General features: G+C 70.5%; 20 protein-coding genes. 10 read left to right on the forward strand and 10 right to left on the reverse strand.

The features are described from left to right. The first annotated feature begins 251 nt into the window (after nt 1–251). The 8 genes from ACFY29_RS23965 (at nt 252) to ACFY29_RS24000 (ending at nt 10,997) form a co-directional block, all read left to right on the forward strand. Entirely contained in the window at nt 252–1,445 is a 1,194-nt protein-coding gene (locus tag ACFY29_RS23965) for a hypothetical protein (protein ID WP_386989737.1), read from the forward strand. A 345-nt stretch (nt 1,446–1,790) separates the two neighbouring features. Beyond that, a complete protein-coding gene (locus ACFY29_RS23970) occupies nt 1,791–3,380 on the forward strand; it encodes a DUF4331 domain-containing protein (RefSeq protein WP_386989738.1) in 1,590 nt (529 codons plus the stop codon). Nucleotides 3,381–3,517: 137 nt separating this feature from the next. After that, nucleotides 3,518–4,198 carry a class F sortase gene (locus ACFY29_RS23975; RefSeq protein WP_386989740.1) on the forward strand — a complete coding sequence of 227 codons (681 nt, stop codon included), beginning with the start codon at nt 3,518–3,520 and terminating at the stop codon, nt 4,196–4,198. Next, a complete protein-coding gene (locus tag ACFY29_RS23980; protein WP_386989742.1) occupies nt 4,195–5,556 on the forward strand; it encodes a tetratricopeptide repeat protein in 1,362 nt (453 codons plus the stop codon). Before ACFY29_RS23975 ends, ACFY29_RS23980 begins: the two co-directional genes overlap by 4 nt. Then, nucleotides 5,553–7,124, forward strand: coding sequence for a sulfite exporter TauE/SafE family protein (locus ACFY29_RS23985; protein WP_386989744.1), 1,572 nt, complete (start codon nt 5,553–5,555; stop codon nt 7,122–7,124). Before ACFY29_RS23980 ends, ACFY29_RS23985 begins: the two co-directional genes overlap by 4 nt. Nucleotides 7,125–7,372: 248 nt before the next feature. Beyond that, a complete protein-coding gene (locus ACFY29_RS23990; protein ID WP_386989745.1) occupies nt 7,373–8,791 on the forward strand; it encodes a type IIL restriction-modification enzyme MmeI in 1,419 nt (472 codons plus the stop codon). Nucleotides 8,792–9,052: 261 nt separating this feature from the next. After that, entirely contained in the window at nt 9,053–10,024 is a 972-nt protein-coding gene (locus ACFY29_RS23995; protein WP_386989747.1) for a peptidoglycan DD-metalloendopeptidase family protein, read from the forward strand. Between the two features lie 115 nt (nt 10,025–10,139). Further along, nucleotides 10,140–10,997: a YhjD/YihY/BrkB family envelope integrity protein gene (locus ACFY29_RS24000; RefSeq protein ID WP_386989749.1), complete on the forward strand. Its 858-nt coding sequence runs from the start codon at nt 10,140–10,142 to the stop codon at nt 10,995–10,997. Here ACFY29_RS24000 and ACFY29_RS24005 read toward each other — a convergent pair. Beyond that, nucleotides 10,975–12,138 (reverse strand): alkaline phosphatase PhoX, encoded by a 1,164-nt coding sequence (locus tag ACFY29_RS24005; RefSeq protein WP_386989751.1) that lies wholly within the window; start codon nt 12,136–12,138, stop codon nt 10,975–10,977. The two genes, ACFY29_RS24000 and ACFY29_RS24005, sit on opposite strands and share 23 nt — an antisense overlap. Nucleotides 12,139–12,294: 156 nt before the next feature. Between ACFY29_RS24005 and ACFY29_RS24010 the strand changes: the two genes are divergently transcribed. Further along, nucleotides 12,295–13,896 (forward strand): phytoene desaturase family protein, encoded by a 1,602-nt coding sequence (locus tag ACFY29_RS24010; protein WP_386989753.1) that lies wholly within the window; start codon nt 12,295–12,297, stop codon nt 13,894–13,896. On the opposite strand, the gene ACFY29_RS24015 is transcribed toward ACFY29_RS24010, so the two are convergent. Continuing rightward, nucleotides 13,885–14,583 (reverse strand): TMEM175 family protein, encoded by a 699-nt coding sequence (locus ACFY29_RS24015; RefSeq protein WP_386989755.1) that lies wholly within the window; start codon nt 14,581–14,583, stop codon nt 13,885–13,887. The genes ACFY29_RS24010 and ACFY29_RS24015 overlap by 12 nt on opposite strands. 140 nt (nt 14,584–14,723) lie before the next feature. Further along, the gene (locus ACFY29_RS24020; RefSeq protein WP_355614135.1) at nt 14,724–16,304 is read right to left on the reverse strand and encodes a Rieske 2Fe-2S domain-containing protein; all 1,581 of its coding nucleotides are present in this window, start codon (nt 16,302–16,304) and stop codon (nt 14,724–14,726) included. A 198-nt stretch (nt 16,305–16,502) separates the two neighbouring features. Between ACFY29_RS24020 and ACFY29_RS24025 the strand changes: the two genes are divergently transcribed. Further along, nucleotides 16,503–16,724 carry a DUF2631 domain-containing protein gene (locus tag ACFY29_RS24025; RefSeq protein ID WP_386989757.1) on the forward strand — a complete coding sequence of 74 codons (222 nt, stop codon included), beginning with the start codon at nt 16,503–16,505 and terminating at the stop codon, nt 16,722–16,724. A gap of 84 nt (nt 16,725–16,808) precedes the next feature. Here the strand turns inward: ACFY29_RS24025 and ACFY29_RS24030 are convergent, their stop codons facing one another. The 7 genes from ACFY29_RS24030 to rpsB form a co-directional block, all read right to left on the reverse strand. Next, the gene (locus ACFY29_RS24030) at nt 16,809–17,957 is read right to left on the reverse strand and encodes a DivIVA domain-containing protein (RefSeq protein WP_386989759.1); all 1,149 of its coding nucleotides are present in this window, start codon (nt 17,955–17,957) and stop codon (nt 16,809–16,811) included. 31 nt (nt 17,958–17,988) lie between these two features. Continuing rightward, on the reverse strand, nt 17,989–19,146 hold the full coding sequence (gene rlmN / locus ACFY29_RS24035) for a 23S rRNA (adenine(2503)-C(2))-methyltransferase RlmN (protein WP_328424554.1): 1,158 nt from the start codon (nt 19,144–19,146) through the stop codon (nt 17,989–17,991). Between the two features lie 104 nt (nt 19,147–19,250). Next, nucleotides 19,251–20,762, reverse strand: a complete 1,512-nt coding sequence (locus ACFY29_RS24040; RefSeq protein WP_386989761.1) for a phosphatidate cytidylyltransferase — start codon at nt 20,760–20,762, stop codon at nt 19,251–19,253. Between the two features lie 346 nt (nt 20,763–21,108). Beyond that, complete coding sequence (frr, locus tag ACFY29_RS24045; RefSeq protein WP_328424550.1) at nt 21,109–21,666, reverse strand: ribosome recycling factor; 558 nt, start codon at nt 21,664–21,666, stop codon at nt 21,109–21,111. Nucleotides 21,667–21,754: 88 nt separating this feature from the next. Next, nucleotides 21,755–22,522 carry a UMP kinase gene (gene pyrH / locus ACFY29_RS24050; protein WP_386989763.1) on the reverse strand — a complete coding sequence of 256 codons (768 nt, stop codon included), beginning with the start codon at nt 22,520–22,522 and terminating at the stop codon, nt 21,755–21,757. Nucleotides 22,523–22,683: 161 nt separating this feature from the next. Beyond that, nucleotides 22,684–23,511 (reverse strand): translation elongation factor Ts, encoded by an 828-nt coding sequence (gene tsf / locus ACFY29_RS24055; protein ID WP_328424546.1) that lies wholly within the window; start codon nt 23,509–23,511, stop codon nt 22,684–22,686. Nucleotides 23,512–23,646: 135 nt separating this feature from the next. Continuing rightward, nucleotides 23,647–24,558: a 30S ribosomal protein S2 gene (gene rpsB, locus ACFY29_RS24060; protein ID WP_328424544.1), complete on the reverse strand. Its 912-nt coding sequence runs from the start codon at nt 24,556–24,558 to the stop codon at nt 23,647–23,649. Nucleotides 24,559–24,938 lie beyond the last annotated feature (380 nt).

A 24,938-nucleotide genomic window follows, 5' to 3' on the forward strand; every position in this document is an offset into this window, starting at 1 on the left:
TATGGAATCTGGGCCGCCCTATTTCATGCTTTGCGCATTCGAACTAATGACGTGTACCGGCCAGTTCGGCGCTTAGCGCACCTGGCAGGGTCGCCGGAGAATGAGCGACGGCAATATGCTCCCCGACGCGCCCCTTCCCTTGTCAATAGAGGAATGTCAATCAATCCTTTCCCCATCCACGATCGACGCACGAAGCGGAAATCGAAAATAGGACTGCCGCCCAGAGCGGATGCGCCACCATTGGGGGACACATGGCCGTCGTCGTAGTGCTCGATATCGATGAAACTCTGCGCGAGCAGCACTGCCTGACGATCGAAGTCCGCTCGGACGACGCCGGTGTGCCCGTGGCGGTGGCCGCACTCCGGCAGGCTCTGCTTCGGCTCGAAGCGACGGGAGCCGGCGGGGAGCCGGTGGGCCCGGCCGTCGTCTCGTCACCGATCGCCTTGCCCGGCGCGCTGCTCCTCGTGATCGACTTCGGCCCGCTCCCCGCCGAGCATGTCCTCGCCATACCGGAGATGCTGGCCCGGCAACTGCGCGATGCCGGTGTGCGCGACGCTCTGGTCTCGGTGGCCCGGCGCGGCCCGAGCCACGACATCGAGGAGTTCGGCGTGTCCGCGCGGGCCTACCTGCGCGGGCCACTCGGCGCGCCGTTCGGCGACGCCTCGTGCCAACTGCCCCCGCCCCTGCTGAACGTGGCGCTCGACTGGTTGCACGCCGAGCGCGGGCCCGCGGACGAGCTGAGCGCGGTCGTGCTCGGTGTGCGGGTTCCGCTCACCGCCGAGGCGGCCGGCTCGGCCACCGCCGCCGTACTGTCCACCCTGCCCACAGCCATCACGGTGACCCTGCTCGCCGGCGACCTCACCAACCGGCTGGTGGCCGCGACCGTCGGCGGCTACCACGACGTGCTACCCGCGGCGGCGTTCACCGTCGCGCCGCCGCGCGCCGACCCTACTGACGCTGGCGACCTGGCCGGGTCGATGCACCGGCTGCGCGACAAGCTGCACGCACACAGCGGATTGCTGGCCTGGGCCGGGGTGAACGCCGAGCCGGACAGCCGTCGGGTGACCACGCCACAGTGGTCGCAGTGGCTCCCGAGCGACGGAATGCCGGTGACCCGGCGGCCCGGGGTGGAGATGCTCGCTGACGCGCTCATTCCCGACGCCATGTGGTATCAGATCCTCTCCGCCGGGCACCTCGACCGGCTCGGCGGCCTGCCACCCGGGGCGACGCCGCTGCCCGGCCGGCGGGCCGAGTTGACCGTCGGGGACGCCGAGCAGTGGCTGCCGGGTCACCCCGACGCCCTCGCGGTCCTCGCCCGGGGCCGCGAGCTGCTCGCCGGCTGCCTGGTCGACGAGGCGCAGGCGTGGCAGATGACGGCCGACCGGATCCGCCGTGCCACGCCGCCCGCCGGCCATTGGTCGCGCCGTCGCGATACGAGAGGTTGAGGCGCAGATACCAGCGGACCGCGACCACGATCACCTCGGTCGGGAACAGGAACCCGGCGAACGCCGACGTCGGAGGCAACCACGGGCGAGAGCGGGTCGATGACTCCACCGCTCAGGCCCGCCTCGATCTTGCCAACGCTCATGCAACGGTGCCGCGCAGTGTCACGTGCGTCCAAGTCCGCCTGGTGTCGTATGAACTTTCGCGTTTGTGCCATCGCTCAGTAGTGGTCGCTGTTGAATCGTGGATGGGATGCGTCCTGATCGGGAGCTTAGTGATCACGAGGTGAGGCGGGGGTGGGGGACGTGCAAGGTGGTGTCAGATTCGCCAGGCCGGGGCGGGGTGCGTTGGCGTGGTATGCCAGCGCGGGTGTGCTGGCGTTGGTGGCCGCGACCGGTGGCGCGGGCCTGGTGTCGGAGGTGGCTGACGCGTCGAGTCACCGGGAGGCGCCGTTGATCGCGGGCGATCCGGAGGTGGACAACACCGACGTGTATGCCTTCGTCAGCCCCGACAAGCAGGACACGGTGACGCTGATCGCTAACTGGCTGCCGTTTCAGGAGCCCAACGGGGGGCCGAACTTCTACTTCTTCAAGCCCGGCGCCCAGTACGACATCAACATCGACAACAACGGTGACGCCCGCGCGGACGTCACCTACCGGTGGGTGTTCGCCAACGACGACAAGCGCGATGGCACCACATTTCTCTACAACAACGGCGTGGTCAACAACCTGAACGATCCGACGTTGCTGTTCAAGCAGACCTACACCCTCAGCGAGATCAAGGGTGGGCAGTCGCGGGTGCTGGTGCGGGACGGGATCGTTGCGCCGTCGAACGTTGGCCCGGCCTCGATGCCGGACTACGGACGGCTGCGGCAGCAGGCCGTGACGTCGGTCGAGGGTGGCGGTCAGACGTACGCGGGTCAGGCCGAGGATCCGTTCTTCCTGGACCTGCGGGTGTTCGACCTGATCTACGGCGCGAATCTGTCCGAGCGGGGGCAGGACACCCTGGCCGGCTACAACGTGCAGACCGTGGCGCTGCAGGTGCCCAAATCGGCGCTGGCGTTGAACAACGACGACACCCGCAACCCGGTGATCGGCGTGTGGAGCGCCACCTCGCAGTCTGGGATGCAGGTCTCCGACCCCAAGGCCGGCGGGGATCAGGTGCAGGTGTCGCGGCTGGGTAATCCGTTGGTCAATGAGCTGGTGCCGGCGGCTAACCAGAAGGATGGCTTCAACGCCAGCACGCCGGCGGACGACAGCAAGAACCAGGCGCTGATCGACCGCGTCCTCAACCCGGAGTTGCCGCGGGTGATTCAGCAGATCTACAACATTCCGGCACCGGCCACGCCGCGCAACGATCTCGCGGAGATCTTCCTGACCGGGATCGCGAAGAACGCGCCGACCCTGGACGGGTCGACGCCGCCGATCCAGGCGGATCTGAACTCGCAGATCCTCAACGCGGACGTGGACGCGAAGTCGTTCGTGCCGGCGGAGGAGCTACGGCTGAACATGAGCGTGCCGGTGACGGCCAACCCGAACCGCCTGGGTGTGCTCGGCGGTGACCTGCAGGGCTTCCCGAACGGACGCCGGCTCGCCGACGACGTGCTGGACATCGAGCTGCAGGCCTTCGAGGGCGCGGCGCAGACCGGGCAGCTCGTTCCCGCGCTCGCCGCCGGGGACAAGGTCAACACGAACAACGTGCCGTTCGGAAACACCTTCCCGTATCTGGCGCTGCCCAGCAACGTGGCGGTGAACCAGATCGACGCCGACGGGATGCCCTCCGGTGGCGTGCCCAGCGGCGCCGGCGGCACCGCGTCCACGGGCGTGGTCTGGGTGAGGATCGCGGGCGGCATCGCTGCGGCGGCCTGTTTCGGCGCCGGCCTGCTGGTCAGCCGCCGCCGTCACCGGCTGACCGTCTCGCGCCCGGCCAGCAGCTGATTGAGGGGTGCGGCGCGGCCACATGGGCGCGCCGCACCCTGGCGCCCGAGCCGGGCGGGCGGAAGCCGTCGGCGGCGCTGGGCGGGGCCGGGCTGTGGTCAGCCGATCTGAGGCGGGAGAACTCTTTGATGGTTGCCATGCGGCTGCGCAGACGCGCACGACTGGCCGTACTGCCGCTGAGGCGGCGACCCCTGCGCGCGCTGCTCATGATCGTTGGAGGACTCATCGTGCTGATGACAGTCGCGCTTACGGCGGTCGAGCGACCCTTGACGGGAGCACCCGGGGTGCCGGCCGCGGCGCCGCCGGGTGCGCTGGCCGCACCCCTGGATCCCCGTCCCGGCCAGAGCGGGTCCGGGTCGCCCGCGCAGCCGACCGAGGTGGCGATACCGTCGATCGGGGTGCGGTCTGAGCTGGTCGACCTGGCCCGTGAGCCGGACGGCTCACTGCCCGCCCCCAGCGACTATCAGGTGGCCGGTTGGTATGCGGGCGGCCCGATGCCGGGGGAGCCAGGAGGTCCACCGGCGGTGATCGTGGGTCACGTGGACTCCCACACCGGCCCAGGGGTCTTCTACCGGTTGCGGGACCTGGTGGTGGGCAGTGAGGTTCAGGTCCGCGACATCGCCGGGTCGGTGATGAGTTTCCGGATTTATCGGCTCGACGAGTATCCGAAGGACAGGTTTCCCGCTGGCGCGGTCTACGCCCGCAGTGAGCGGGCGGAATTGCGGCTGATCACCTGCACCGGCACGTTCGACCGGCGGGCGGGCAGCTATCGGGACAACCTCGTCGCGTACGCCACGCTTGTCGGCGGTGGCTCATGAGCCGTCTGCGGCGTCGGCTGTCCGTCGTGTGCCGGGGGCTCACCCGGCTGCCCGTCGTGTTGCTGCTGGCCGGCGTCGTGCTGCTGGTAGGCACCCCGATCGTCACGGGTCAGCTGCAGGAACAACAACGTTCCCCGGGCCCGGTCGGCCCGCCCGCGCGGACCGGGCCGCAGGCGGGTGCCGACGCCCTGCGATCCACCATCGCGAAAGCCCAGCGGCGGCTCGTCGATGTGCCAAAGGACTGGTCGACGTGGGCCGAGCTCGGCTCGGCATACGTGCAACAGGGCCGGATCACCGGTGACCCGTCGTACTACCCGAAGGCCGACGGCGCGTTGCGGCGCTCGCTGGAACTGGAGAGCGCCACGAACTGGAAGGCGATGGTCGGCACGGCGGCGCTGGCCAACGCCCGCCACGACTTCAGCGCCGCACGTGACTGGGGACGCCGCGCCGAGGCCCTCAACCCCCACTCCGGCAACGTCCACGGCGTGCTGGTCGACGCGCTCACCCAACTCGGCGACTACGACGGCGCGCGTATCCAGGTGCAGCGCATGCTGGACGTCGAACCAGGGGTGGCGGCGTTCACCCGCGCCTCCTACGACTTCGAACAGCGCGGGCAGGTCGCGGCAGCCCGCGGCGCGCTCAACCGTGCCCTGGCCCAGGCCAGCAGCCCCGCCGACCGGGCCTTCTGCCGCTACTACCTCGGCGAGTTGGCGTTCCACAACGGCGACCCGCAGGCAGCCCTGCGGGAATACGACGCCGGCCTCACCGCCGATCCCACCTACCAGCAGCTTTACGCCGGACGCGGTAAGGCGCGCGCCGCGCTCGGCCAGAGCGACGACGCCCTCGCCGACTACGCCCGCGCCGTGCAGGCACTCCCGCTGCCCGAGCTGCTGATCGAATACGGTGACCTCCTCACCGTCTCCGGCAAGGCCGACCAGGCGCGCCAGCAGTACGACCTGGTCGCCGCAGCCCGGCAGCTGTCCGCCGCCAACGGCATCTCCGATCACCTCACCGCGGCGACCTACCTCGCCGACCACGACCAGGCCGCCGAAGCATTGACCGAGGCACAGGCGGAATGGTCCGCCCGTCGCACCGTCCTGACCGCTGACGCCCTGGCATGGGCGCTGCACCGCAACGGACGTGACGCCGAGGCTCTGGACTACTCCCTGCAGGCCACCCGCCTCGGCTGGCGAAACGCCACCTTCTACTACCACCGCGGTGTGATCCGCCACGCCCTCGGCGACCGGGACCACGCTCGCGAAGATCTCAGCCTCGCGATGACGATCAACCCGCACTTCGACGTCGTTCAAGCGCCGATCGCGCGACGCCTGCTCGACAGTCTCGGCGGCGGCGGATGAGGCGGCGACAGGCCGGCGCCGCGGTAGCGGTGACCTTCATCGCGGTCGGGTGCGCTCTGGCACCGACGAGTCCGGCCACCGCCCACCCGCTGGGAAATTTCTCCGTCAACCACTATCACGGCCTGCAGCTGCATCCCGACCGGATCGAGGACCTGGCCGTCCTCGACGAAGCGGAGCTGCCCACCCTGCAGCAGAAACCCGCCGTCGACCGGGACGGCAACGGCACCATCGAGCCGGCCGAGGCGGCAGCCCACGCTGCCACCACCTGCGCGGCGATGGCAGGCGCCCTACACGCCGAGGTAGCCGGCCACACCCTGACGTGGACAGTTCTTGCCAGCAACCTCACCTACCACTCCGGGGCGGCGAACCTGGTCACCGGTCGAACCGAGTGTCACCTCACCGCCACAGTCGACCTGCGGCGGGCCACCACGATCAGCTTCGAGGACACCTTCCGCACCGACCGCGTCGGCTGGCACGAGGCCACCGCCGTCGGACACGGCATCGGACTGCGCGACTCGCCGTTGCCGAGCACGAGCATCTCCGACGAGCTGCGCACCTACCCCAACGACCTGCTGTCCTCACCGCTCAACCACCGCTCGGCGCGGATCCAGGCCCTGGGCGCAGGCACCACATCCAGCGGCGAACGTCAGTCCGCGATCGCCGCCGCCGGCCCGATCGCCCGATCGATGACCGCCCTCGGTGACCGACTCAACACGATTGCCGGCGCGGACCGACTCACGCCGCTGGCCGGCGTACTGGCGATCCTCCTGGCCCTGCTGCTCGGCGGCGCCCATGCGATGCTGCCCGGGCACGGCAAGACGGTCATGGCCGCCTACATCGCCGGCCGGCGCGGCACCTACCGCGACGCCTTCACTGTCGGCGCCACCGTCACCGCCACCCACACCGCCGGCGTCCTGACCGCAGGACTGCTGCTCACCACCGCGTCGACCCTGGCCGGTGAAACCCTCCTCGGCTGGCTCGGTGTAGTCAGCGGCCTGCTCATCGCCGGCATCGGCGCCAGCCTGCTCCGGTCAGCGCTCCCCGCCCGGAGGAAGCACCAGCTGCCACAGCCGCAAACACTTGTCCTCGCGGGATCGGCACCCGGCGCCCACGTCACCGCCGAGTCCGACGTCACGGCATCGGGTCACCATCACGGTGACAGCCACCGCCACGACCATGATCACGGACATGAGCATCACCGTGGGCACCACCACCATCACCATGCCCGCGGCAGGGCGGGCCTACTCGGCATGGGCATCGCCGGCGGCATCGTGCCCAGCCCCTCCGCGCTCATCGTCCTGCTCGGCGCAGTCGCGCTGGGCCGAACATGGTTCGGCGTTCTCCTGGTCCTCGCCTACGGCCTCGGCATGGCCGCCACCCTGACCCTCGCCGGGCTCCTACTCGTCGGACTACACCAACGACTGCATCGCGGAATTTCCCCGCGGCCAGCGAGCTGGACCGGCCGACTCGCCACCGCCACCCCGATCCTCACCGCCACCCTCGTCCTCGTCGTCGGCGCCGTCCTCACGCTGCGAGCGGTATGGCCCCTCCTGACACCTACGACATAGCCATTCCCGCGGATGCCTCAACCGCCTCGCGTCGACCGACGAGTCGGCAGGTCTCAACGTCAAGTCCCTCCAGGCCAGGACGCTGGCGCGCCCCGGGCGGTGGCCGCCGTGGTCAACGCCGGGGCGGTTCCCGTACCTGAGCCGCTGGGCGGATTTCGACTTCGTCGAGATGGCATAGCCTGGGCGGGAAGGGCTGGGATTTGAGCAGGCCAGGTCTTGTCGGTGGATTCGCCTAAGGTCTTCTGACCATGCGCAGTCATGAACAGATCCGGGCGGCACTGGTCGGCTTCGTTGCCCGATGGCAGGCCTACGCCGGCACCGAGCGTTCGGAGGCGGAGACCTATCTGGACGAATTGTTCGAGTGCTATGGGGTCAGCCGCAAGGACCGCGGCGCGGTCTTCGAAGACGCACACTCGTCCACGGGGATCGTGGACCTGCACCTGACCGCTCACCTCATCGTGGAGATGAAGGCGCCGAAGGAGACGACGCGCCTCGTCCAGCACCGCAAGGACGCGCTGGAGCACTGGCGCGACTGGACGAGCGTAACCACCAGGCGTCGTCCGCAGTTCATCATGCTCTGTTCGTTCCACCGCTTCGAGATCTGGGCGCCGGACGCGTATCCCAAGGCTCCGCTGTGTGACTTCCCGCTCGCCGAGTTGCCGGACCGGTCCGAGTCGCTCTGGATGCTGCCCGGCATCTCCTTCGTACAGGCTCAACACCCGCCGGACAAAGCACAGCGGATCACCCTGAACGAGGGAAAATGTCAACAGGGTCCGAGCCCGATGGGTAAGGGCTTCATCCTGACCACCGAGGAGGCGAGGTCACTCCTCGATCGGACGGATGCCTCGTACCCGGACGTGGTCCGGCCCTATCTGATGGGTGACGATATCGCCGACGATCCGGCTCAGCGGCCCCGGCGCTGGATCATCGACTTTGGCCTACGGCCTCTTGAAGAAGCTATGAGGTATCCAGCCGCCCTGGAGATCCTGCGAGATCGAGTCAAACCGATCCGCGACAATGACCGCCGCAAGGACAGACGCGAAAAGTGGTGGCAGTTCGGCAAGGATCATGGCCTGCGGGTTCGGTGGTATTACCTTCCTCGCTACATCGCTGTGCACGTACGAGACACACGCCTACTGACGACCTGGTGTGAGCCTTGGACCTGCCCCAGCAATCAGATAGTCACCATCACTCTTGATGACGACTACTCGATGGGAATCCTCTCCTCCTTCACTCACGGCGCCTGGGCGTGGTTTCAGTCCTCGACTGTCAAAGACGATCTACGCTATGCCCCGACCTCCACATTCCTGACGTTCCCGTGGCCTTCCCCCGTCACGGACGACCAGCGGGCGCGGGTGGCGGAGGCAGGTCGGCGGGTGATCGCCCGCCGGCAGGAGATCTGCGCCGAGCAGCAGTTCGGGCTGACCAGGCTCTACGACCTCGTGGACGAGGGCGCCTACGCCGACCTCAGGAAGCTGCACAGAGAGCTGGACGAAGCGGTGGCCGCCTGTTACGGATGGCCCACGGCGATCGCCCAGGACAAGGACGAGATCGGCCGACGGCTGTTCGCTCTCAACGTCGAGATCGCTCGGGGGCGAGGCTATGACCCGTTCGCGTGGCAGGCCGGCGACGCGTCCGCCGAGCAACTCGGTTTCCCGGCCGTTTGACGCCCCGATCCCCGGCGCCCGCATGGGGCGGGGCACCGGAGGATCGTCACTACGGGCGGTCGAGGCTTCCCGACCGCGTCACCGAACCCCGCCACCTCGACACAGTCCCGTCCCCGCCGGATCGGGAAGACGTGCGCCACGCACCGCCGCAGGGACCGCCGCCGGGAGATTCATGAAGGTCTCTTTCAATCATCGATGGTTGTTGGTTGAATATCTTCGCCCAACCGACCTTCGTGCCCCTTCGACCCTCGGAGAGACCTCGTGAAAATCGCCACCGCCGCGCGCGCTCTGATCACCGGGGTGACGGCGGCCGCCATGGTGCTGCTCGGGCCGGTGGGATCCGCGTCCGCGGCGACCACCACCGTGGACAACGCGACCGCCGGACGCTTCACCGCCAGCGCCAACTGGGGCACATCGTCCTGGTCCGGCCAGAAGTACGGAGCCGACTACCGGTTCGCGACGCCCTACACCGGCGGCAGCGACGCCGCCTGGTTCTCCGCCTCGATCCCGACTGCCGGCGCCCACCTCGTCGAGGTGTGGTACCCGGCGGACGCCGGATACAACAGCGCTACCCCGTTCATCGTGGCGACCACCGGCGGCAACCAGACCGTGGTCGTGGACCAGCGCTCCAACGGAGGCCGTTGGGTCAGCCTCGGCACCTTCACGCTGGCCGCCGGCGACCACCCCGTGGTCGGGGTGAGCCGCTGGAGCACCGGCACCGGCTACGTCGTCGCGGACGCCGTCCGGATCACCTCCACAACCGGCGGCTCCGGCTTGTCCTTGCCGCTGACGAAGAGCGCGCTGCCGCGCTCCGAGTACGACGACCCGCACCACGACTACCCCGCCATCGACCTTCCCGTCGGCACCGGCACCCGGGCGTACGCCGTGCGGGCCGGCACCGTGACCATCATCAACGACAGCTCCTGCGGCCAGGGCGTCAACCTCACCGGCACCGACGGAGCGGTCTACACCTACTGCCACTTCTCGGCGTGGTCGGTGAGCAACGGCGCGTCGGTCGCGCCCGGCCAGCAGCTCGGCCTCACCGGCAACACCGGCAACTCCACCGGGCCGCACCTGCACTTCGGTATCCGCACCGGCAGCACCCGGCGGTGCCCGCAGAACTTCCTGCTGGCGCTCTACGACGGGGTGACCCCGCCGGCGGCGACGAGCCTGCCCACCACGGGCTGCTTCTACACGAGCCTCGGCGCGGCCCGGAGCCTGCCGCTGGGCTGACCACCGGCGCACCGTACGCCGGAGCCGCCGGATGACATCCGTCCGGCGGCTCCGGCATGCCGCACGGCGAGCGATCCCGTGCGTGACGGGAGGCGGTACGGGGAAAGGAACCCCGATGGGCGGCGGGCTGCAACAGACAAAGCGGATCATCAGTGCGGCGTTCCGCCCGGTGCAGGGGCGGGACCTGTCGCTGCACGCCGCCGCGATCACCTTCTACGGCGCGATCGCCGTGGTGCCGGTGGCTCTACTGGCGATCTGGCTCACCTCTCTGGTCGCCGGGGCCGACCGGGTACGCCGGCTCACCTCGTACGCCGTGGAGGCGCTGCCCACCGCGATCGGCGCGCCCCGGGCGGTGGCCGCGCTGGTCAACGCCGGGGTGGAGTTGACGCCGCTGCTGGCGCTGGCCTCGCTGCTGCCCGCGTCGCTGTACGGCGAGGGCCTACGGCGGGCGTTCGTCTCGGTGGCCGAGCCTCGCTCGGACGAGCACCTGGTCGGCTGGCGGGGCCGCCTGCTCCTGCTACCGCTGCTCGCGCCGGCCCCCGCGCTACTGCTGTCGATCCTGCTGGCGCTGCCGCTCACCACCGGCCTGGTCCGGCAGGGCGGCTGGGTGGGTGCGGTGGGTGTGGTGGTGTCCTTCCTGGCGGTCTGGCTGGTGCTCACGCCGGTGCTGCTCTGGGTGTTCCGGGTGGTCGGGCCGGCGTCACCGGACTGGCTCTCGGCGCTCGTGATGGGGTCGTTCACGGCGGCGAACCTGTCCGGTTTCATGCACGGCTTCGTGCTCTTCGCCTCCCTTCCGCTGGACCTGGGTGTGCCGTTCGGCGGCTTCGACGAGATCGGTGCCGGCGTCGCCGTGCTGCTCTGGCTCTACCTGTTCCACGTCATCGTGCTGTCCGGCTACTCAGCCACCCTGGTCCTGTCCCGGTGGCGCACCCAGCGCAGCCCCCAGCGGGTCAGCGGCGGAAGGGGCCGGTGACCTCGTAGGTGATGCCGCCGCTGCCGGTGGAGGTGCCGGAGGGGCCGCGCTGGGAGGAGAAGTAGAGGCGCGATCCGTCCGGGGAGAAGGCCGGGCCGGTGATCTCGGAGGAGGACTGCCCCAGGATCCGCACGACCGGCGCGACCACGCCAGCCGGCGTGATGACGTTGATTTCCATGTTTCCGCCGTCCTCGGCGACGTAGAGGTCACCCGCAGCGGTGCCGGTGATGTTGTCCACGCCGGTCAGCGGTGCGGAGCCGGCCGGCACCAGCGAATCGTCGTAGGCCAGGTCGAGGCGCTGGTTGACCGCGTCGTACGCCCACACCCGGTTGTCGCCCTTGGTGGTGAACCAGCAGGTCCCCCGGTCGTACCAGCAGCCCTCACCGCCGTCGAAGTGCTTCGCCGCGCCGACCTGGAAGCGGGTGGGGATCGGGAAGCCGTCCCGGTCCGGCACGTCCCGCCACGTGACCGGGCCGGCGACCTGTCCGGCCGGCGCACACAGCACCTGGACGCGTCCGGTGCGCAGGTCGCCCCAGGTGTCCGGCACGAACCGGTAGAAGCAGCCGTCCTCCTCGTCCTCGGTCAGGTAGACCACCCTCCGGTCCGGGTCGCAGGCAGCGGCCTCGTGGGTGAAGCGACCCATCCGGGTCCGCTCCTCGGCCGCCCGGCTGCCGTCCGGCCACGTCTCGAAGACCCGGCCGAAAGGCACCTCCTCACAGGAGAGCCACGTGCCCCACGGAGTGGGGCCACCGGCACAGTTGACGTTGGTGCCGCCGAGGATCCGGCACGCCGAGGCAACCGAGCCGTCCGCGGCGAACCGGACCGCCGAGGCACCGCCGACCAGCGGGATCTCCGAGTTCGACACATAGATCCAGCCGTCGCCGGCCGGGAAACAGGCACCCCCGTCCGGCGCCCAGTGCCAGAGGTACGAGGTGCCGGCGACCCGCTGACCGGAGCGGGCGATGACCCGGCTGGTGAAACCGGCGGGCAACTGGACGCCATTGGCGTCGGCTTCCAACAGTTCCCCGTAGGGACCGGGCCCGGGCTGGGCGGGGGCGGACAGCGCCGCGCCGGCCCAGAGACTGCCGGAGAAGGCGGCCGCCCCGGCGACGGCGGAACGCAGGACAGTACGACGATCCACGGATACCTCCCAGATGACGGTCGATGCCCCGATGACGCTAGGGCCACCGGGGCATCGATCGCATCCACTATCCGGTAAACGCGAAATGACGCCTCCCGGGCTCCGTATCCCGCCGGCACCCCCACAACCGGCCCGGCGCGACTAGGCTGCCCGGGCATGAGCAGCCCCGATGCGCTTCCCGCTCGCGCCGACGTCGTGATCGTCGGTGCCGGGCACAACGGCCTGGTCTCCGCCATCCTGCTGGCCCGCGCCGGGTTGGACGTCCTGGTGCTGGAGGCCGCCGACGTGATCGGCGGTGCGACCCGCACCGAGACCCCGTTCCCGAAGGTGCCCGAGCTGCGTCACTCCACCGGGTCGTACCTGCTCGGGCTGATGCCACCGGAGCTGCTCGCCACGCTCGACGTGCGGATCCCGGTGCTGCGCCGCGACCCGCACTACTTCCTGCCCACGCCGGGCGGCCTCGGCTCCCCCTACCTGCTCTTCGGCAGTGACACCGCGGCGACCCGGGCGCAGCTCGCCGAGTTCTTCTCCCCCGCCGACGTGGCCGCCGACGACGCCATGCAGGCCGAGTTGGCCGCGCTGCGCGAGGATCTCGCCCCGGCCTGGCTGGCCGAGCCGCTGACGGCCCAGGAGACCGCCGAGCGGCACGTCCGCCCGGCGCTGCGCCAGGTGTTCGTCGACCTGGTCCAGGGCTCGGTCGCCGACTACCTCGCCCGCTTCGAGTTCCGCTCCGAACTTCTGGTCAGCATGTACGCGGTGACCGACGGGCTCTCCGGGCTCAACGCCGGCCCGGACGACCCCGGCACCGGCCACAACTTCCTGGTCCACAACATGTGCCGGCTGCCCGGCTCGGGCGGCACCTGGATGATCGCCGAAGGCGGGATGGGCACCGTCTCACGTACGTTCGCCGACGCCGCCCGCGCCGCCAGCGCGACCATCCTGACCGGTACGCCGGTCACCGCGGTGACCCTGGACGGCGGCGCGGCGAGCGGTGTCGTGCTCGCCGACGGCCGGCAGGTCGCCGCCCAGGTGGTGCTCGGCGCGTGCGACCCGTACCGGCTGATGGACCTGTTGCCCGACGGCGCACTACCGGCGCCGCTCGGCGAGCGGATGGCGGCGGTCCGCCGGCCCGGCACCACGCTGAAGCTCAACCTGGCGTTGACCGGGCTGCCGCACTTCTCCTGCCTGCCGACCGGCACGCCGAGCCCGTTCGGCTCGACCATCCACCTGCTGCCCGGCTCCGCGTCACTGGTCGGCGGGGAGGCCACCTCGCCCATGACCGCGCTGCGCGCCATGTGGGCGGACGTGCAGGCCGGCCGACTGCCGGCCGAACCGACCATCGAGTGGTACCTGCACACCACCGTCGACCCGTCACTCTCCGACGCCGCGGGGCACCACTCGTCGGCGCTCTTCGTCCAGTCGGTCCCCTACGAGCTGGCCGGCACCACCTGGGATTCGGCGCTGCCCGGCTACGTCGACCGGCTGATCGAGATCGTCGAGCGGTACGCCCCCGGCACCGGCGACCTGATCGCCGACGCGGTGCCACTGCCCCCGCCAGGCATCGAGGCCCACTTCGGCATCACCGGCGGGCACATCCACCACGTCGACAACACCGTCTCGTTCACTGACCGGATGCCCTACGCCACCGGGATCGACGGCGTGTACGCCGGCAGCGCCGGCTGCCACCCGGCCGGCAGCGTGATCGGCGCCGCCGGCCACAACGCCGCCCGCCGCATCCTCGCCGACCTAGGCCGCTGACCCCTCCCTGGACGGGCCGGCGGACGGCCGAAGGTCGCCGGGACCCCCGATCAGGTAGAAGGCGACCAACAGGAGGTACGCGCCGAGGCTGAGGATGGGGTCGATGAAGACGAAGGCGAAGGCGACCAGGTAGAGCAGAGGCTTTTTCAGTATCCGCCGTGCGATCGCCCGGGCCAGCCGGGGATCCAGGTCGGGGTGGAGCAGCCCGCGCCGACGGGCCCACCACCAGCTCAGGTTGACGAAGAGCGCCTCACCGAGCACGGTGCCGAGGTAGAGGGCGGCGGTCAGCCGCTGCTCGGTCGCACTACCGCGCAGGTTGTCCGACAGCAGGTCGGCGGTGAACGGGATCGTGGCGATGAAGAGCAGCACGAGCAGGTTGAGGACCAGCAGCATCTGGTCGACCCGGACCACGTACCGCCACAGGTTGTGGTGGGCCAGCCAGACCTGCCCGGCGATCGCGAAGGTGATCACGTACGCCAGGTAGGACGGCCAGGCGTGGGCGAGGGCGTCCGGAAGCTCCCGCCCGCCCTCCCGGGCCGGGCCCGTCTGGAGCAGCTCGACGGCCATCACCGTCAGCACGACCCCAAAGACCCCGTCGCTGAACGTCTCCACCCGGGCAGCGTCCCGAGCCTTCTCCCGGCCGCGCCCGTACCGGTACTCGTTCTCCCGCGCGTCCGCCCCCGCCACGACCGCCCCACTCTCGGTGGTGTCCGGCTGCTACCGGCCTGCGGCTTTCGCCACTCCACTGATCGTGGCGCACGGAGGGGCCGCGCGGACGCGGATCGAGGTGCGACCGGGGCACGACGTCGCGCGCCCCGGCCGACTCGTCAGATCACGGCTTCGCCGGCGGGGGCGGGCGCCTCCGCGTCGACGCGGTGGGCCCGGACCTTGTGGCCGACGCTGGTCAGGCAGCGGCCGCTGGGCAGGTCGAAACGCCAACCGTGCAGCTGACAGGTGAGCTGGTCGCCCTCGACGATGCCGAACCGGGTCAGGTCGGCCTTCAGGTGCGGGCAGCGCCGCTGGATCACCCAGTCGCCCAGGGTGACGTCCTCGGCGTCGGTGCTCCGCTCGTGCTCGTCGTACCAGCCCTCGGCGTACTGGAGCCGCTCCTCCGAGAGGCACTTGAAGAACGCGTAGACGAACTCGTTGTACTGGCCGATCCGGGCCGCCGAGAACCGGCAGGAGAGGAAGAGCGAGTTGACCCAGTCCACCTCGTCGATGAACAGCAGGTGCTCGATCAGCGCCCGCTCGGTACGGAACCGGTAGCGGACCTTCTCGTCGGCGTACGGCCGGACCTCCTTGCCCGGGAAGTCCACCACGATGGATTCGACACTCTCGCCGTCGTAGCCCACCAGGTCGAAGCGGACCGGGCCTCCGACCCCCTTGGCCAGGTAGATCGACTCGTCGAGCAGCGGCTCGATCCGGGCCTTCATCTGGCCGAGCACGTCCACCTCGGGGTGCCGCCAGGACGCCTTCTCCGCCTCGATGATGGGGCGCTTGCGCTCCCGCATCTCCTCCAGGTGGGCGACCTTGTTCGCGAAGAACTCCTCGATCGGCACCGGGTGGGTGGTGGTCGCGCCCTCGGTGGTGACCTCGGTGACGCTGCCCGGCAGCAGCACGATCCCGTTGGTGCCGCCGACCTTGGCGTACTCCGCCAGGAAGACGGACTGGTCGGGGAAGATGTTGCCCTCGTCGCCGTGGATGTCGTTGAACTGCCACAGCGCGTCGTCGAGGAAGCACGGCGGGCCGGCGATCGGGAAGACGTGCGACGCCTTCAGGTCGTCGATGTAGCGCCAGGTCCGGTCGAACTGCCGCTCGCGCTTCTGCTTGCCGAACGCGGTCTTCGCCGCCTGCGGCAGCTCGTAGACCATCGGGTACCAGATCGCACCGGAGAACTGGAGCATGTGCGCGTGCACGTGCCCCAGCTCGGTGAAGACGCTCAGGTCGGTCGGGCGGGCGTCGTTCTGGTTGAGCAGCCGCACCCCGTCGTACTCCACCCAGAGCGAGGAGTCGCCGATCGGGCCGTCGGTGGGGCTGGTCAGCGCCTGGATCATGACCTTGAGCCCGCCGTCCAGCTCGACCACCTGCTCGTTCGGCGCCTTGAGGAACTTCGTGAAGCCCAGCTCCCGCAGCTCGTCCTCCATCTCGGAGGTGGGGAACTCGGGCAGCAGCACGGTCGCCTGCTTCGACACGAACCGCCTCAGGTGCTCCGCGTCGAAGTGGTCCCGGTGCAGGTGGGAGACGTACAGGTAGTCGACCTGGCCCAGGCTCTCCCAGTCCAGCAGAGAATTATCCGGGAATGGGAACCAAGAGGCGAAATAGGCCGGATTGACCCACGGGTCGCACAGGATGCTGCCCGCGGCCGTGTCGATCCGCATACTGGCGTGCCCGGTTCCGGTCACTCGCACCGCACAGTCCCCCTCAAACAGACAATCAGGTGTACGCCAAACGCTACCGGAGGGAGTCTGACCGCCGCCCCGCGACGCCCGTAGTGCCATTGGGCCCGGGCCGGCAGGGCCTGACGGCCGGGAAACCCCCACCGCGCCGCCCCGGGCAGGAGGCGTGCCAGACTAACCAAAGATCCGATCGCGAGGGAAGGACCGACAGTGGCAGGAAGCGAGCCGGTAACGTCGCCAGACCAGCACAAGCCCGGGCACCGTAAGTCCGGGCGCATTGGCGCAGTGCTCTCCGCGCTGGCGCTGCTGGCGATGATCTGCGGCAACCACGAGGGCAAGGTCGAGGACATCTGGCTGGTCGGCCTGGCCGCGCTGCTGCTGATCATCGTGATCGGCGACGTCGTGCTGCGGCGCAACGGTCTGCGCTCCTGACCGACCGACCGTCGGACAACCGGCCGACAACGCCGAGGGCCCGCCCCCACCCGGGGGACGGGCCCTCGTCCGTACGCGTCGGGGTCAGCGCCCGAAGAGGATGTCCTGCACGTCCTTGAGCGCGGCGTCGACCTCGGCCTCGAAGTAGCCGCCGGGCACCAGGCCGAACCGGAGCGTGTCCAGGTCCTTCGGGTTGACCGGCATCGGGTTGCGGCCCTGCATACCGCCGAGCAGGGTGTCGAAGAACCGGTCGACCTGGTCCGGGTCGTACCCGCTGCCGAACCGGCGCACCTGGAAGCTGCGCCGGATCTGATCGACCCGGTACAGGTCACTGCCGGGCGGGCCGGCCATCGGCGGACCCCCGACCGGCGGGCCGGCAACGGCGGGCGGACCGGCCATCGGCGGGCCACCGATGCCCTGCTGCGGCATCGGGGGCGGGCCGGCCGGACCACGCCGCATGTCGCGCAGGTCCCGCTCGGGCATCCGGATCTCGGCGGTCATGTCGGCGCGACCGTGCCGACCGGCCTCGAAGCCGTCGAAGCGCGGCTCCTCCGGGGGGTAGCCGCCGGGCGAGCGCTGGTCATCGGGAGGGCCGTAGCCACCCGGCATCCGCTGGTCGTCGGGGGGGCCGTAGCCACCGGGCATCCGCTGGTCATCCGGGGGACCGTAGCCGCCGGGACCGGCGGGCAGGCCGCGCTGCGGGCCACCATGCCCACCCATCGGGCCGCCAGGCCCCATCGGGCCGGGGCCGCCCGGACCGCGTGGCCCGTCGTAACCGCCGCGGGGGGCGTCATACCCACCGGCGAAGGCGCCGGTCGGCTCGTCGTAGCGGCCGTAGCGATCGGCGGGTGGGCCGGCCTGCGCCGGCATCGGCCGGGGCGGCATCGGCTGCGGAACCATGCCCCGGTCGTCGCGCATCGGCGGACCCAGCCGGTCCGGCGGGCCCATCCGGTCACCCATCCGGGGGTCGCCGCCGCGCCCGGCGGCACTGCGCTCCTCCAGCTCGGCCAGCTGCCGCTCGACCCGGTCCAGGTGCAGGTCGACCTGCCACTCGTCGTAGCCGTTGAAGCGGACCCGGAAGACGACGTCGTGGACCTCCTGGGAGGCCACCGGCGCGCCGACCTGTCGGCCGTCGAGCGTCGCCTCGACCCGGTCGAGGAAGGCATCCACCTCGTCGACCTTGTATCCCCGGCGGAGCGCCTTGCGCCGGAAACGCTGACCCTGACTCGCCACTATGTCTCCTGGTCTCGTTCGCCACGCCCGGTCACGCCGGTGCCTCTCCGGCGCGGTCGGTGTCGGTGTCGGTGTCCTCGGCGGCGGCGAGCTGGCCACACGCGCCGTCGATCTCGCGACCTCGGGTGTCCCGTACGGTGGTGGACACCCCGGCGTCGCGCAACCGCCGGACGAACTCCCGCTCAACCGGCTTCGAGCTCGCGTCCCAGCGACTGCCCGGCGTCGGATTGAGCGGGATGAGGTTCACGTGCGCCAACTTGCCGGCCAGCAGCCGCCCGAGCAGGTCGGCTCGCCACGGCTGGTCGTTCACGTCCTTGATCATCGCGTACTCGATCGACACGCGACGGCCCGTCCGGGCGGCGTAGTCCCACGCTGCGTCCAGCACCTCGGCTACCTTCCAGCGCTGGTTTACCGGCACGAGTTCGTCGCGCAGATCATCATCGGGCGCGTGCAACGACAGCGCAAGGGTCACTGAGAGGTCTTCGCTGGCCAGTCGGTGGATGGCCGGAACCAGGCCGACCGTGGAAACGGTGATGTGCCGCTGGGACAGGCCGAGCCCCTCCGGAGCCGGGCTGACCAGGCGACGGATCGCGCCGATCACCCGAGAGTAGTTGGCCAGTGGCTCGCCCATGCCCATGAAGACGACGTGCGACAGTCGCGGCGGAGAGCCGGCGACCGCGCCGGAGGCCGCGACCCCCGCCAGGTACACCGCCTGGTCGACGATCTCGGCGGTGGACAGGTTACGGGTCAGCCCGGCCTGGCCGGTGGCGCAGAACGGGCAGGCCATGCCGCAGCCGGCCTGGCTGGAGATACAGACGGTGACCCGGTCCGGGTAGCCCATCAGCACGCTCTCCACCAGCGAGCCGTCGTGCAGCCGCCAGAGCGCCTTGCGGGTCGCGCCATCGTCGCAGGCCAGCTCCCGCACCGGGGTGAGCAGCTTGGGCAGCAACTGGTCGGCCAGCCGCTCCCGGGTCGCCGCCGGCAGGTCGGTCATCGCCTGCGGGTCGCGGACCAGCCGCCCGAAATAGTGGTTGGAGACCTGCTTGGCGCGGAAGGCCGGCTCGCCCAGGCCGGCGACCAGCGCCTGGCGGCCGGCAAGGTCCAGGTCAGCGAGGTGCTGAGGTGGCATCGAGGCTCGGCGTGCGGCGGGGGCGTCCGAGGTGGCGGGGATCAACGGCAGGCTCGTCATGGCTGGTCCAGTGTGTCACGCCATCGGCGACACGTACCTGTCCGGAGGTGTCGAACCGGCCCCGACCGCTGGATCGGGCTGACCGTGCCGACGTGTTCCATGCCTCACTTCACCAACGGCACGAAGATCGCCAGCAACAGGTACGCGGTCGGCACCGCGAAGAGGATCGAGTCCAGTCGGTCCATCAGCCCGCCGTGGCCGGGCAGCAGGTTGCTCATGTCCTTGACCCCGAGGTCGCGCTTGATCATCGACTCGGCGAGGTCGCCGAGGACCGCCGCGCAGGAGACGGCCACCCCGAACACCGCACCCCACCAGAGAGCCACGTCGAACATCAGCCACAACAGCAGGGCACTGCCCAGCGCCGCCGCGGTGACCGAACCGGCGAAGCCCTCCCAGGACTTCTTCGGGCTGATCGACGGCGCCATCGGGTGACGACCGAACGAGACGCCCGCGGCGTACCCGCCGGTGTCGGAGAGGACCACCGCGATGAGCGTGGCCAGGATGCGCAGCGGGCCGTCGTCCGGCGCCGCCGCCAGCAGCGCCGCGAACCCGGCGAGGAACGGTACGTAGACGGCGATCAGGGTGGCCGCGGTGAGATCCCGCTGAAAACCGGCCGGGCCATCGCCCAACCGCCAGATCATGGTGCCCAGGACGGTGACCAGCAGCCCCAGGCTGAGCGCGTCCGGGCCGGCGAACCAGGCCAGACCCACGGTCAACACGCCGCCAGCGATCAGTGGCACCAGCGGCGGGTGCGCGCCGCTGCGCCGGACCGCCCGGGCCATCTCCCAGATACCGACGCCGACGGCTGCGGCGATCACGAACAGGAACGCCAGCGGGTAGAACACCAGCGGCACCACGATCAACGCGCCGAGACCGAGACCCACCCCGATCGCCGCCGGCAGATTCCGGCCAGCCCGCCCGGTGCCCACCTGCTGGGTGGCCGGTCGGTCGGCGCTCGCGCGGCGTCGGCCCTTCGACCGCCGGCCGGGCGGAGGCTCCGACTCGGTCGCCGGGTCCTGGTCCGGCCCAAGGTCGTCCCGCACCGGTTCGAGCTGTGCGGTCGGATACCCGGCATCGTCGTCGTACCGGACCGGGCCATCGCGGTCGTCGTGGCGCATCGGGCCGTCGTAACGGTCAGGCCCGTCGTAACGCTCGGGGACGTCGTAACGCTCGGGGCCGTCGTAACGGGCCGGGCCGTCGCCGCCAGCGGGCGGGCGGGCGTCGTACTGGCCGACGCGGCCCCGCTCGTCGTACCGGTCCGGCTGGTTGCGGTCGTCCTCGTACCGGCCCCGGCCGTCGAAGCGGTCGTGCCGGTCCCGGTCGTCCGGGCGGACCGGCCGGCCGCGCTCGTCGTACGGCTCTGCCGGATACGGGCCGGCGGGGTACGGCTCTGCCGGATACGGGCCGGCGGGGTACGGCTCCGCCGCGTACGGATCGGCGGGGTACGGGTCGGCCGACGGGCGGGTGCGCGGCTCGGCATACAGCTCAGCGCCGGCAGCCGGACGGCGGCTCCGATGGCCCGGCTCGAACTCCGGCTCGGGCCAGGGCAGGGCCACCGGGTGCTCCGGCCGGTCCCAGCTACGAGGCTCGCTGCTGTAGGGGTCGGGGTGGGACATCACGCACCGCGACGCGGCACGAGTACCACCACATGACGCAAGACCACAAGCATCCCCTACACGCGCGACTTTGTTCCTCCGGTTGACCGCCCCGACGGTCGGTCGATTCCCGGTGTTCACCGCCCGGTGGCCGGGAATCCTGCCGAGCCTACTGCACCGGCCTCCGGCGCGAGGTGGACGATGGCGCCCCCGCCTCCCCGCCCTGGCAGCGAGCGGGGCGAAGGCGGCGCCGGCCAGGGCCCACCCGGACCGGCGGATCCCTCGCTGACCAGACGGCAAGAGGCCCGTCCCCGAATGGGGTCGGGCCTCACGTCGACTGCACACCCGGCGGATGCCGGGCCGGAGGTCAGACCTCCAGCAGCTCGGTCTCCTTGTGCTTGACCAGGTCGTCGACGCTGGCCGCGTAGCGCTGCGTCAGGTCGTCCAGCTCCTTCTCGGCGCGGCGACCGTCGTCCTCGCCGGCCTCGCCGTCCTTGACGATCCGGTCCAGCTCCTCCTTGCCACGGCGGCGGACGTTGCGGATCGCCACCTTGGCCTCCTCACCCTTGTGCCGGGCCACCTTGATCATGTCGCGGCGGCGCTCCTCGGTCATCTGCGGGAGCAGGATGCGCAGCTGGGTGCCCTCGTTGTTCGGGTTCACCCCGAGGTCCGAGTCGCGGATCGCCTTCTCCATCGCGTTGATCTGCGAGTTGTCGTACGGCTTGATGATGGCCATCCGCGGCTCGGGGATCGCGATGGACGCCATCTGGGTCAGCGGCGTCGGGGTACCGTAGTAGTCGATAATGATCTTGGAGAACATGGCGGGGTTGGCGCGACCGGTACGGATGGCGCCGAACTCCTCCTTGGCGTGCTCCACCGCACGCTCCATCTTCTCCTCGGCCTCGAGGAGGGTGTCGTCGATCACCGGTCTCCTCGCCTCCTTCTGTGCTCGTCGTGGGCTCTGCTGAAAGTCGCCGGGACCGCTGCTGCCGTCGCCGCGGGCGGGGCCGGGCTCAGGCGGTGATCAGGGTGCCGATCTTGTCGCCACCCACCGCGCGGATGATGGTGTCGTCACCCTGCGCGCCGAAGACCAGCATCGGCAGGCCGTTCTCCATGCAGAGGCTGAACGCGGCCGCGTCGGCCACCCGCAGGTTGCGGCGCAGCGCCTCGGAGAAGGTGATCGAGTCGAGCTTGCGGGCGGTGGGGTCGATCCGGGGGTCGGCCGTGTAGACGCCGTCCACGCCGTTCTTGCTCATCAGCACCACGTCAGCCCGGATCTCCAGCGCCCGCTGAGCGGCAACGGTGTCGGTGGAGAAGTACGGCATCCCGGCGCCGGCGCCGAAGATGACCACGCGGCCCTTCTCCAGGTGCCGGATCGCCCGCAGCGGAATGTACGGCTCGGCGACCTGGGCCATGGTGATGGCACTCTGCACCCGGGTCTCGATGCCTTCCTTCTCCAGGAAGTCCTGCAGGGCGAGGCAGTTCATCACGGTGCCGAGCATGCCCATGTAGTCGGCGCGGGCCCGGTCCATCCCGCGCTTCTGCAGCTCCGCGCCGCGGAAGAAGTTGCCGCCGCCGACCACCACGGAGACCTGCACACCGCGGCGGACCACGGTGGCGATCTGCCGGGCGATGGCCTGGACGACGTCCGGGTCGACGCCGATCGCGCCGCCACCGAACACCTCACCGGAGAGCTTCAGCACCACCCGGCGGGCCCGCCCGGGCGGCGGTGCCGTCGGATCGTCCGCCGCCAGCGTCCGGTCACTCACAACCTGCGTCATCCGCCCCGCCCTTCCCCACGCGCACGCCCCGTGCGCCGCGTACAGCGAACCTGCCGCTGCCGACCTTATGTGACGAGGAGGCCGCGGTGCCTGTCACGTACACCGGCGGCCTCCTCGTCGACGTTTCCTGCCCACGGGCGCCTGCGGCGCCCGGTGGCGGCTCAGGCCTGGCCGACCTCGAACCGCACGAAGCGGGTGACCTCGATGCCAGCCTCGGCCAGCACCTGCTTCACCGACTTCTTGTTGTCAGTGACCGACGACTGCTCGACCAGGACGTAGTCCTTGAAGAAGGCGTTCACCCGGCCATCGACGATCTTCGGCAGCGCCGCCGCGGGCTTGTTCTCCTCGAGGGCGGTCTGCTCGGCGATACGCCGCTCGGACTCGACGACCTCGGCCGGCACCTCGTCACGGGTGAGGTACTTCGGCCGCATCGCGGCGATCTGCATCGCGACGCCACGAGCGTCGGCGTCGCCGGCCTCGTCCGCCTTGCCGGAGTACTGCACCAGCACGCCGACCGCCGGAGGCAGGTCCTGGGCCTTGCGGTGCAGGTAGACGGCCGTGGTGCCGTCCAGCTTGGCGAAGCGGTTGAGCACCAGCTTCTCGCCGATCTTGACGGACTGCTCCTGGATCAGGTCAGCGACCGGCTTGCCGTTCAGCTCGCTGGCCAGCAGCTCCTCGGCGCTGTTCACGCCGGAGCGCTCGCCGTGCTCGACCAACTGCTGGGCCAGGGCGATGAACGAGTCGGTCTTGGCCACGAAGTCGGTCTCGCAGTTGAGCTCGAGCAGCGCCTGGCCGGAGTGGGCCACCAGGCCGTTGGCGGCCGTCCGGCCGGCCCGCTTGCCGACGTCCTTGGCGCCCTTGACGCGCAGGATCTCGGTTGCCTTGTCGAAGTCGCCCTCGGCCTCGGTCAGCGCCTTCTTGCTGTCCATCATGCCGGCGCCGGTGAGGTCGCGGAGCTTCTTGACGTCCGCGGCGGTGAATTGGGACATGGCTCTCTCTTCGGTGTTGAGACGGCGTGTGGATGGTCAGAGGTGCCGGTTACCCGGATCCGGGCCGATCGTGCCCGGCATACCGCCGCTGCCCCGCCGTACGAAAAAACGGACGGCGGGGCAGCGACGGGGCGGTCACTCCGCGGTGGCGGTCGCCGGCTGCTCGGTGGCGGCCTGCGCCGGCTGCTCCGGGGCGGCGGTCGGCTGCTCAGTGGCGGCCTGCGCCGGCTGCTCGGCCGGAGCGGCCGACTCGTCGGCCTTCTTCGGCTCCTCGAGCAGCTCGCGCTCCCACTCGGTCAGCGGCTCGTCGCTCGCGACACCCGGCTCGGGCTTCTCGTCGGTGCCCCGACGGCGGCCGGAACGCGCGATCAGACCGTCCGCGACGGCGGCGGCGACGACCTTGGTCAGCAGCTCGGCCGAGCGGATCGCGTCGTCGTTACCCGGGATCGGGAAGTCGACCTCGTCCGGGTCGCAGTTGGTGTCGAGCACCGCGATCACCGGGATGCCCAGCTTGCGGGCCTCGTCGACGGCGATGTGCTCCTTCTTGGTGTCGACGATCCAGACCGCGGCCGGCAGCTTCTGCATGTCCCGCAGACCACCCAGCGTGCGGGTGAGCTTGATCTTCTCGCGGGAGAGCTGCAGCGTCTCCTTCTTGGTGTACCCGGCGGCCGTGCCGCTCAGGTCACCCAGACCCTCCAGCTCCTTCATCCGCTGGAGCCGCTTGTACACGGTCTGGAAGTTGGTCAGCATGCCACCGAGCCAGCGGTGGTTGACGAACGGCTGGCCGACCCGGGTCGCCTGCTCGGCGATAGCCTCCTGGGCCTGCTTCTTGGTGCCGACGAACAGGATGCTGCCGCCCTCGGCGACGGTGCCACGGACGAACTCGTACGCCTTCTCGATGTAGTCGAGGGTCTGGCGCAGGTCGATGATGTAGATGCCGTTGCGCTCCGTCATGATGAAGCGCTTCATCTTCGGGTTCCAGCGCCGGGTCTGGTGCCCGAAGTGGACACCGCTCTCCAGCAGCTGGCGCATGGTCACGACGGCCATGGTGGGGTACTCCTCAAGATCCCTGGTTGTCACGCCCGGCCGGTGGCCGGGCGTCCTGGCGCCTGGTCGCCGGCCATGGTGCTCCCGACAAGATCGGGACCAGGGAGGCCGTCGCTCCACGACGATTCGTGGAGAGGGCGCGCGAGGTCGACCGCGCGAGGCGGTCGCCAGTTGGCAGTGTACGCCCCTCACCCGTCCGACCGCCCCGGGGTGCGCGCCGCCCCACTTTGGCCGCACGGTCCCCGCCGGCCCCGTCCGCCCGCCGCGCTGCATGATCCGCACTCTTTCCAGGATGTTGCGCGGATCATGCAGTTTCGGCTTGGCCCGGCCCGGCTCGGCCCGACGCGACGTGGGTCCGGCCCGGTCCGACGCGGCGCAGG

Origin of the sequence: Micromonospora sp. NPDC000668 (assembly GCF_042897975.1) — a bacterium.
In the GTDB taxonomy this organism is placed as follows: domain Bacteria; phylum Actinomycetota; class Actinomycetes; order Mycobacteriales; family Micromonosporaceae; genus Micromonospora.

Bases quoted from the DNA above. Each gene is read 5' to 3' on its own strand.
- ACFY29_RS23965 (WP_386989737.1), top strand. From the start codon at position 252: ATGGCCGTCGTCGTAGTGCTCGATATCGATGAAACTCTGCGCGAGCAG.
- ACFY29_RS23975 (WP_386989740.1), top strand. From the start codon at position 3,518: ATGCGGCTGCGCAGACGCGCACGACTGGCCGTACTGCCGCTGAGGCGG.
- ACFY29_RS23980 (WP_386989742.1), top strand. From the start codon at position 4,195: ATGAGCCGTCTGCGGCGTCGGCTGTCCGTCGTGTGCCGGGGGCTCACC.
- ACFY29_RS23985 (WP_386989744.1), top strand. From the start codon at position 5,553: ATGAGGCGGCGACAGGCCGGCGCCGCGGTAGCGGTGACCTTCATCGCG.
- ACFY29_RS23990 (WP_386989745.1), top strand. From the start codon at position 7,373: ATGCGCAGTCATGAACAGATCCGGGCGGCACTGGTCGGCTTCGTTGCC.
- ACFY29_RS24000 (WP_386989749.1), top strand. From the start codon at position 10,140: ATGGGCGGCGGGCTGCAACAGACAAAGCGGATCATCAGTGCGGCGTTC.
- ACFY29_RS24010 (WP_386989753.1), top strand. From the start codon at position 12,295: ATGAGCAGCCCCGATGCGCTTCCCGCTCGCGCCGACGTCGTGATCGTC.
- rlmN (WP_328424554.1), bottom strand. From the start codon at position 19,146: ATGACGAGCCTGCCGTTGATCCCCGCCACCTCGGACGCCCCCGCCGCA.
- ACFY29_RS24040 (WP_386989761.1), bottom strand. From the start codon at position 20,762: ATGTCCCACCCCGACCCCTACAGCAGCGAGCCTCGTAGCTGGGACCGG.
- pyrH (WP_386989763.1), bottom strand. From the start codon at position 22,522: ATGACGCAGGTTGTGAGTGACCGGACGCTGGCGGCGGACGATCCGACG.
- tsf (WP_328424546.1), bottom strand. From the start codon at position 23,511: ATGTCCCAATTCACCGCCGCGGACGTCAAGAAGCTCCGCGACCTCACC.
- rpsB (WP_328424544.1), bottom strand. From the start codon at position 24,558: ATGGCCGTCGTGACCATGCGCCAGCTGCTGGAGAGCGGTGTCCACTTC.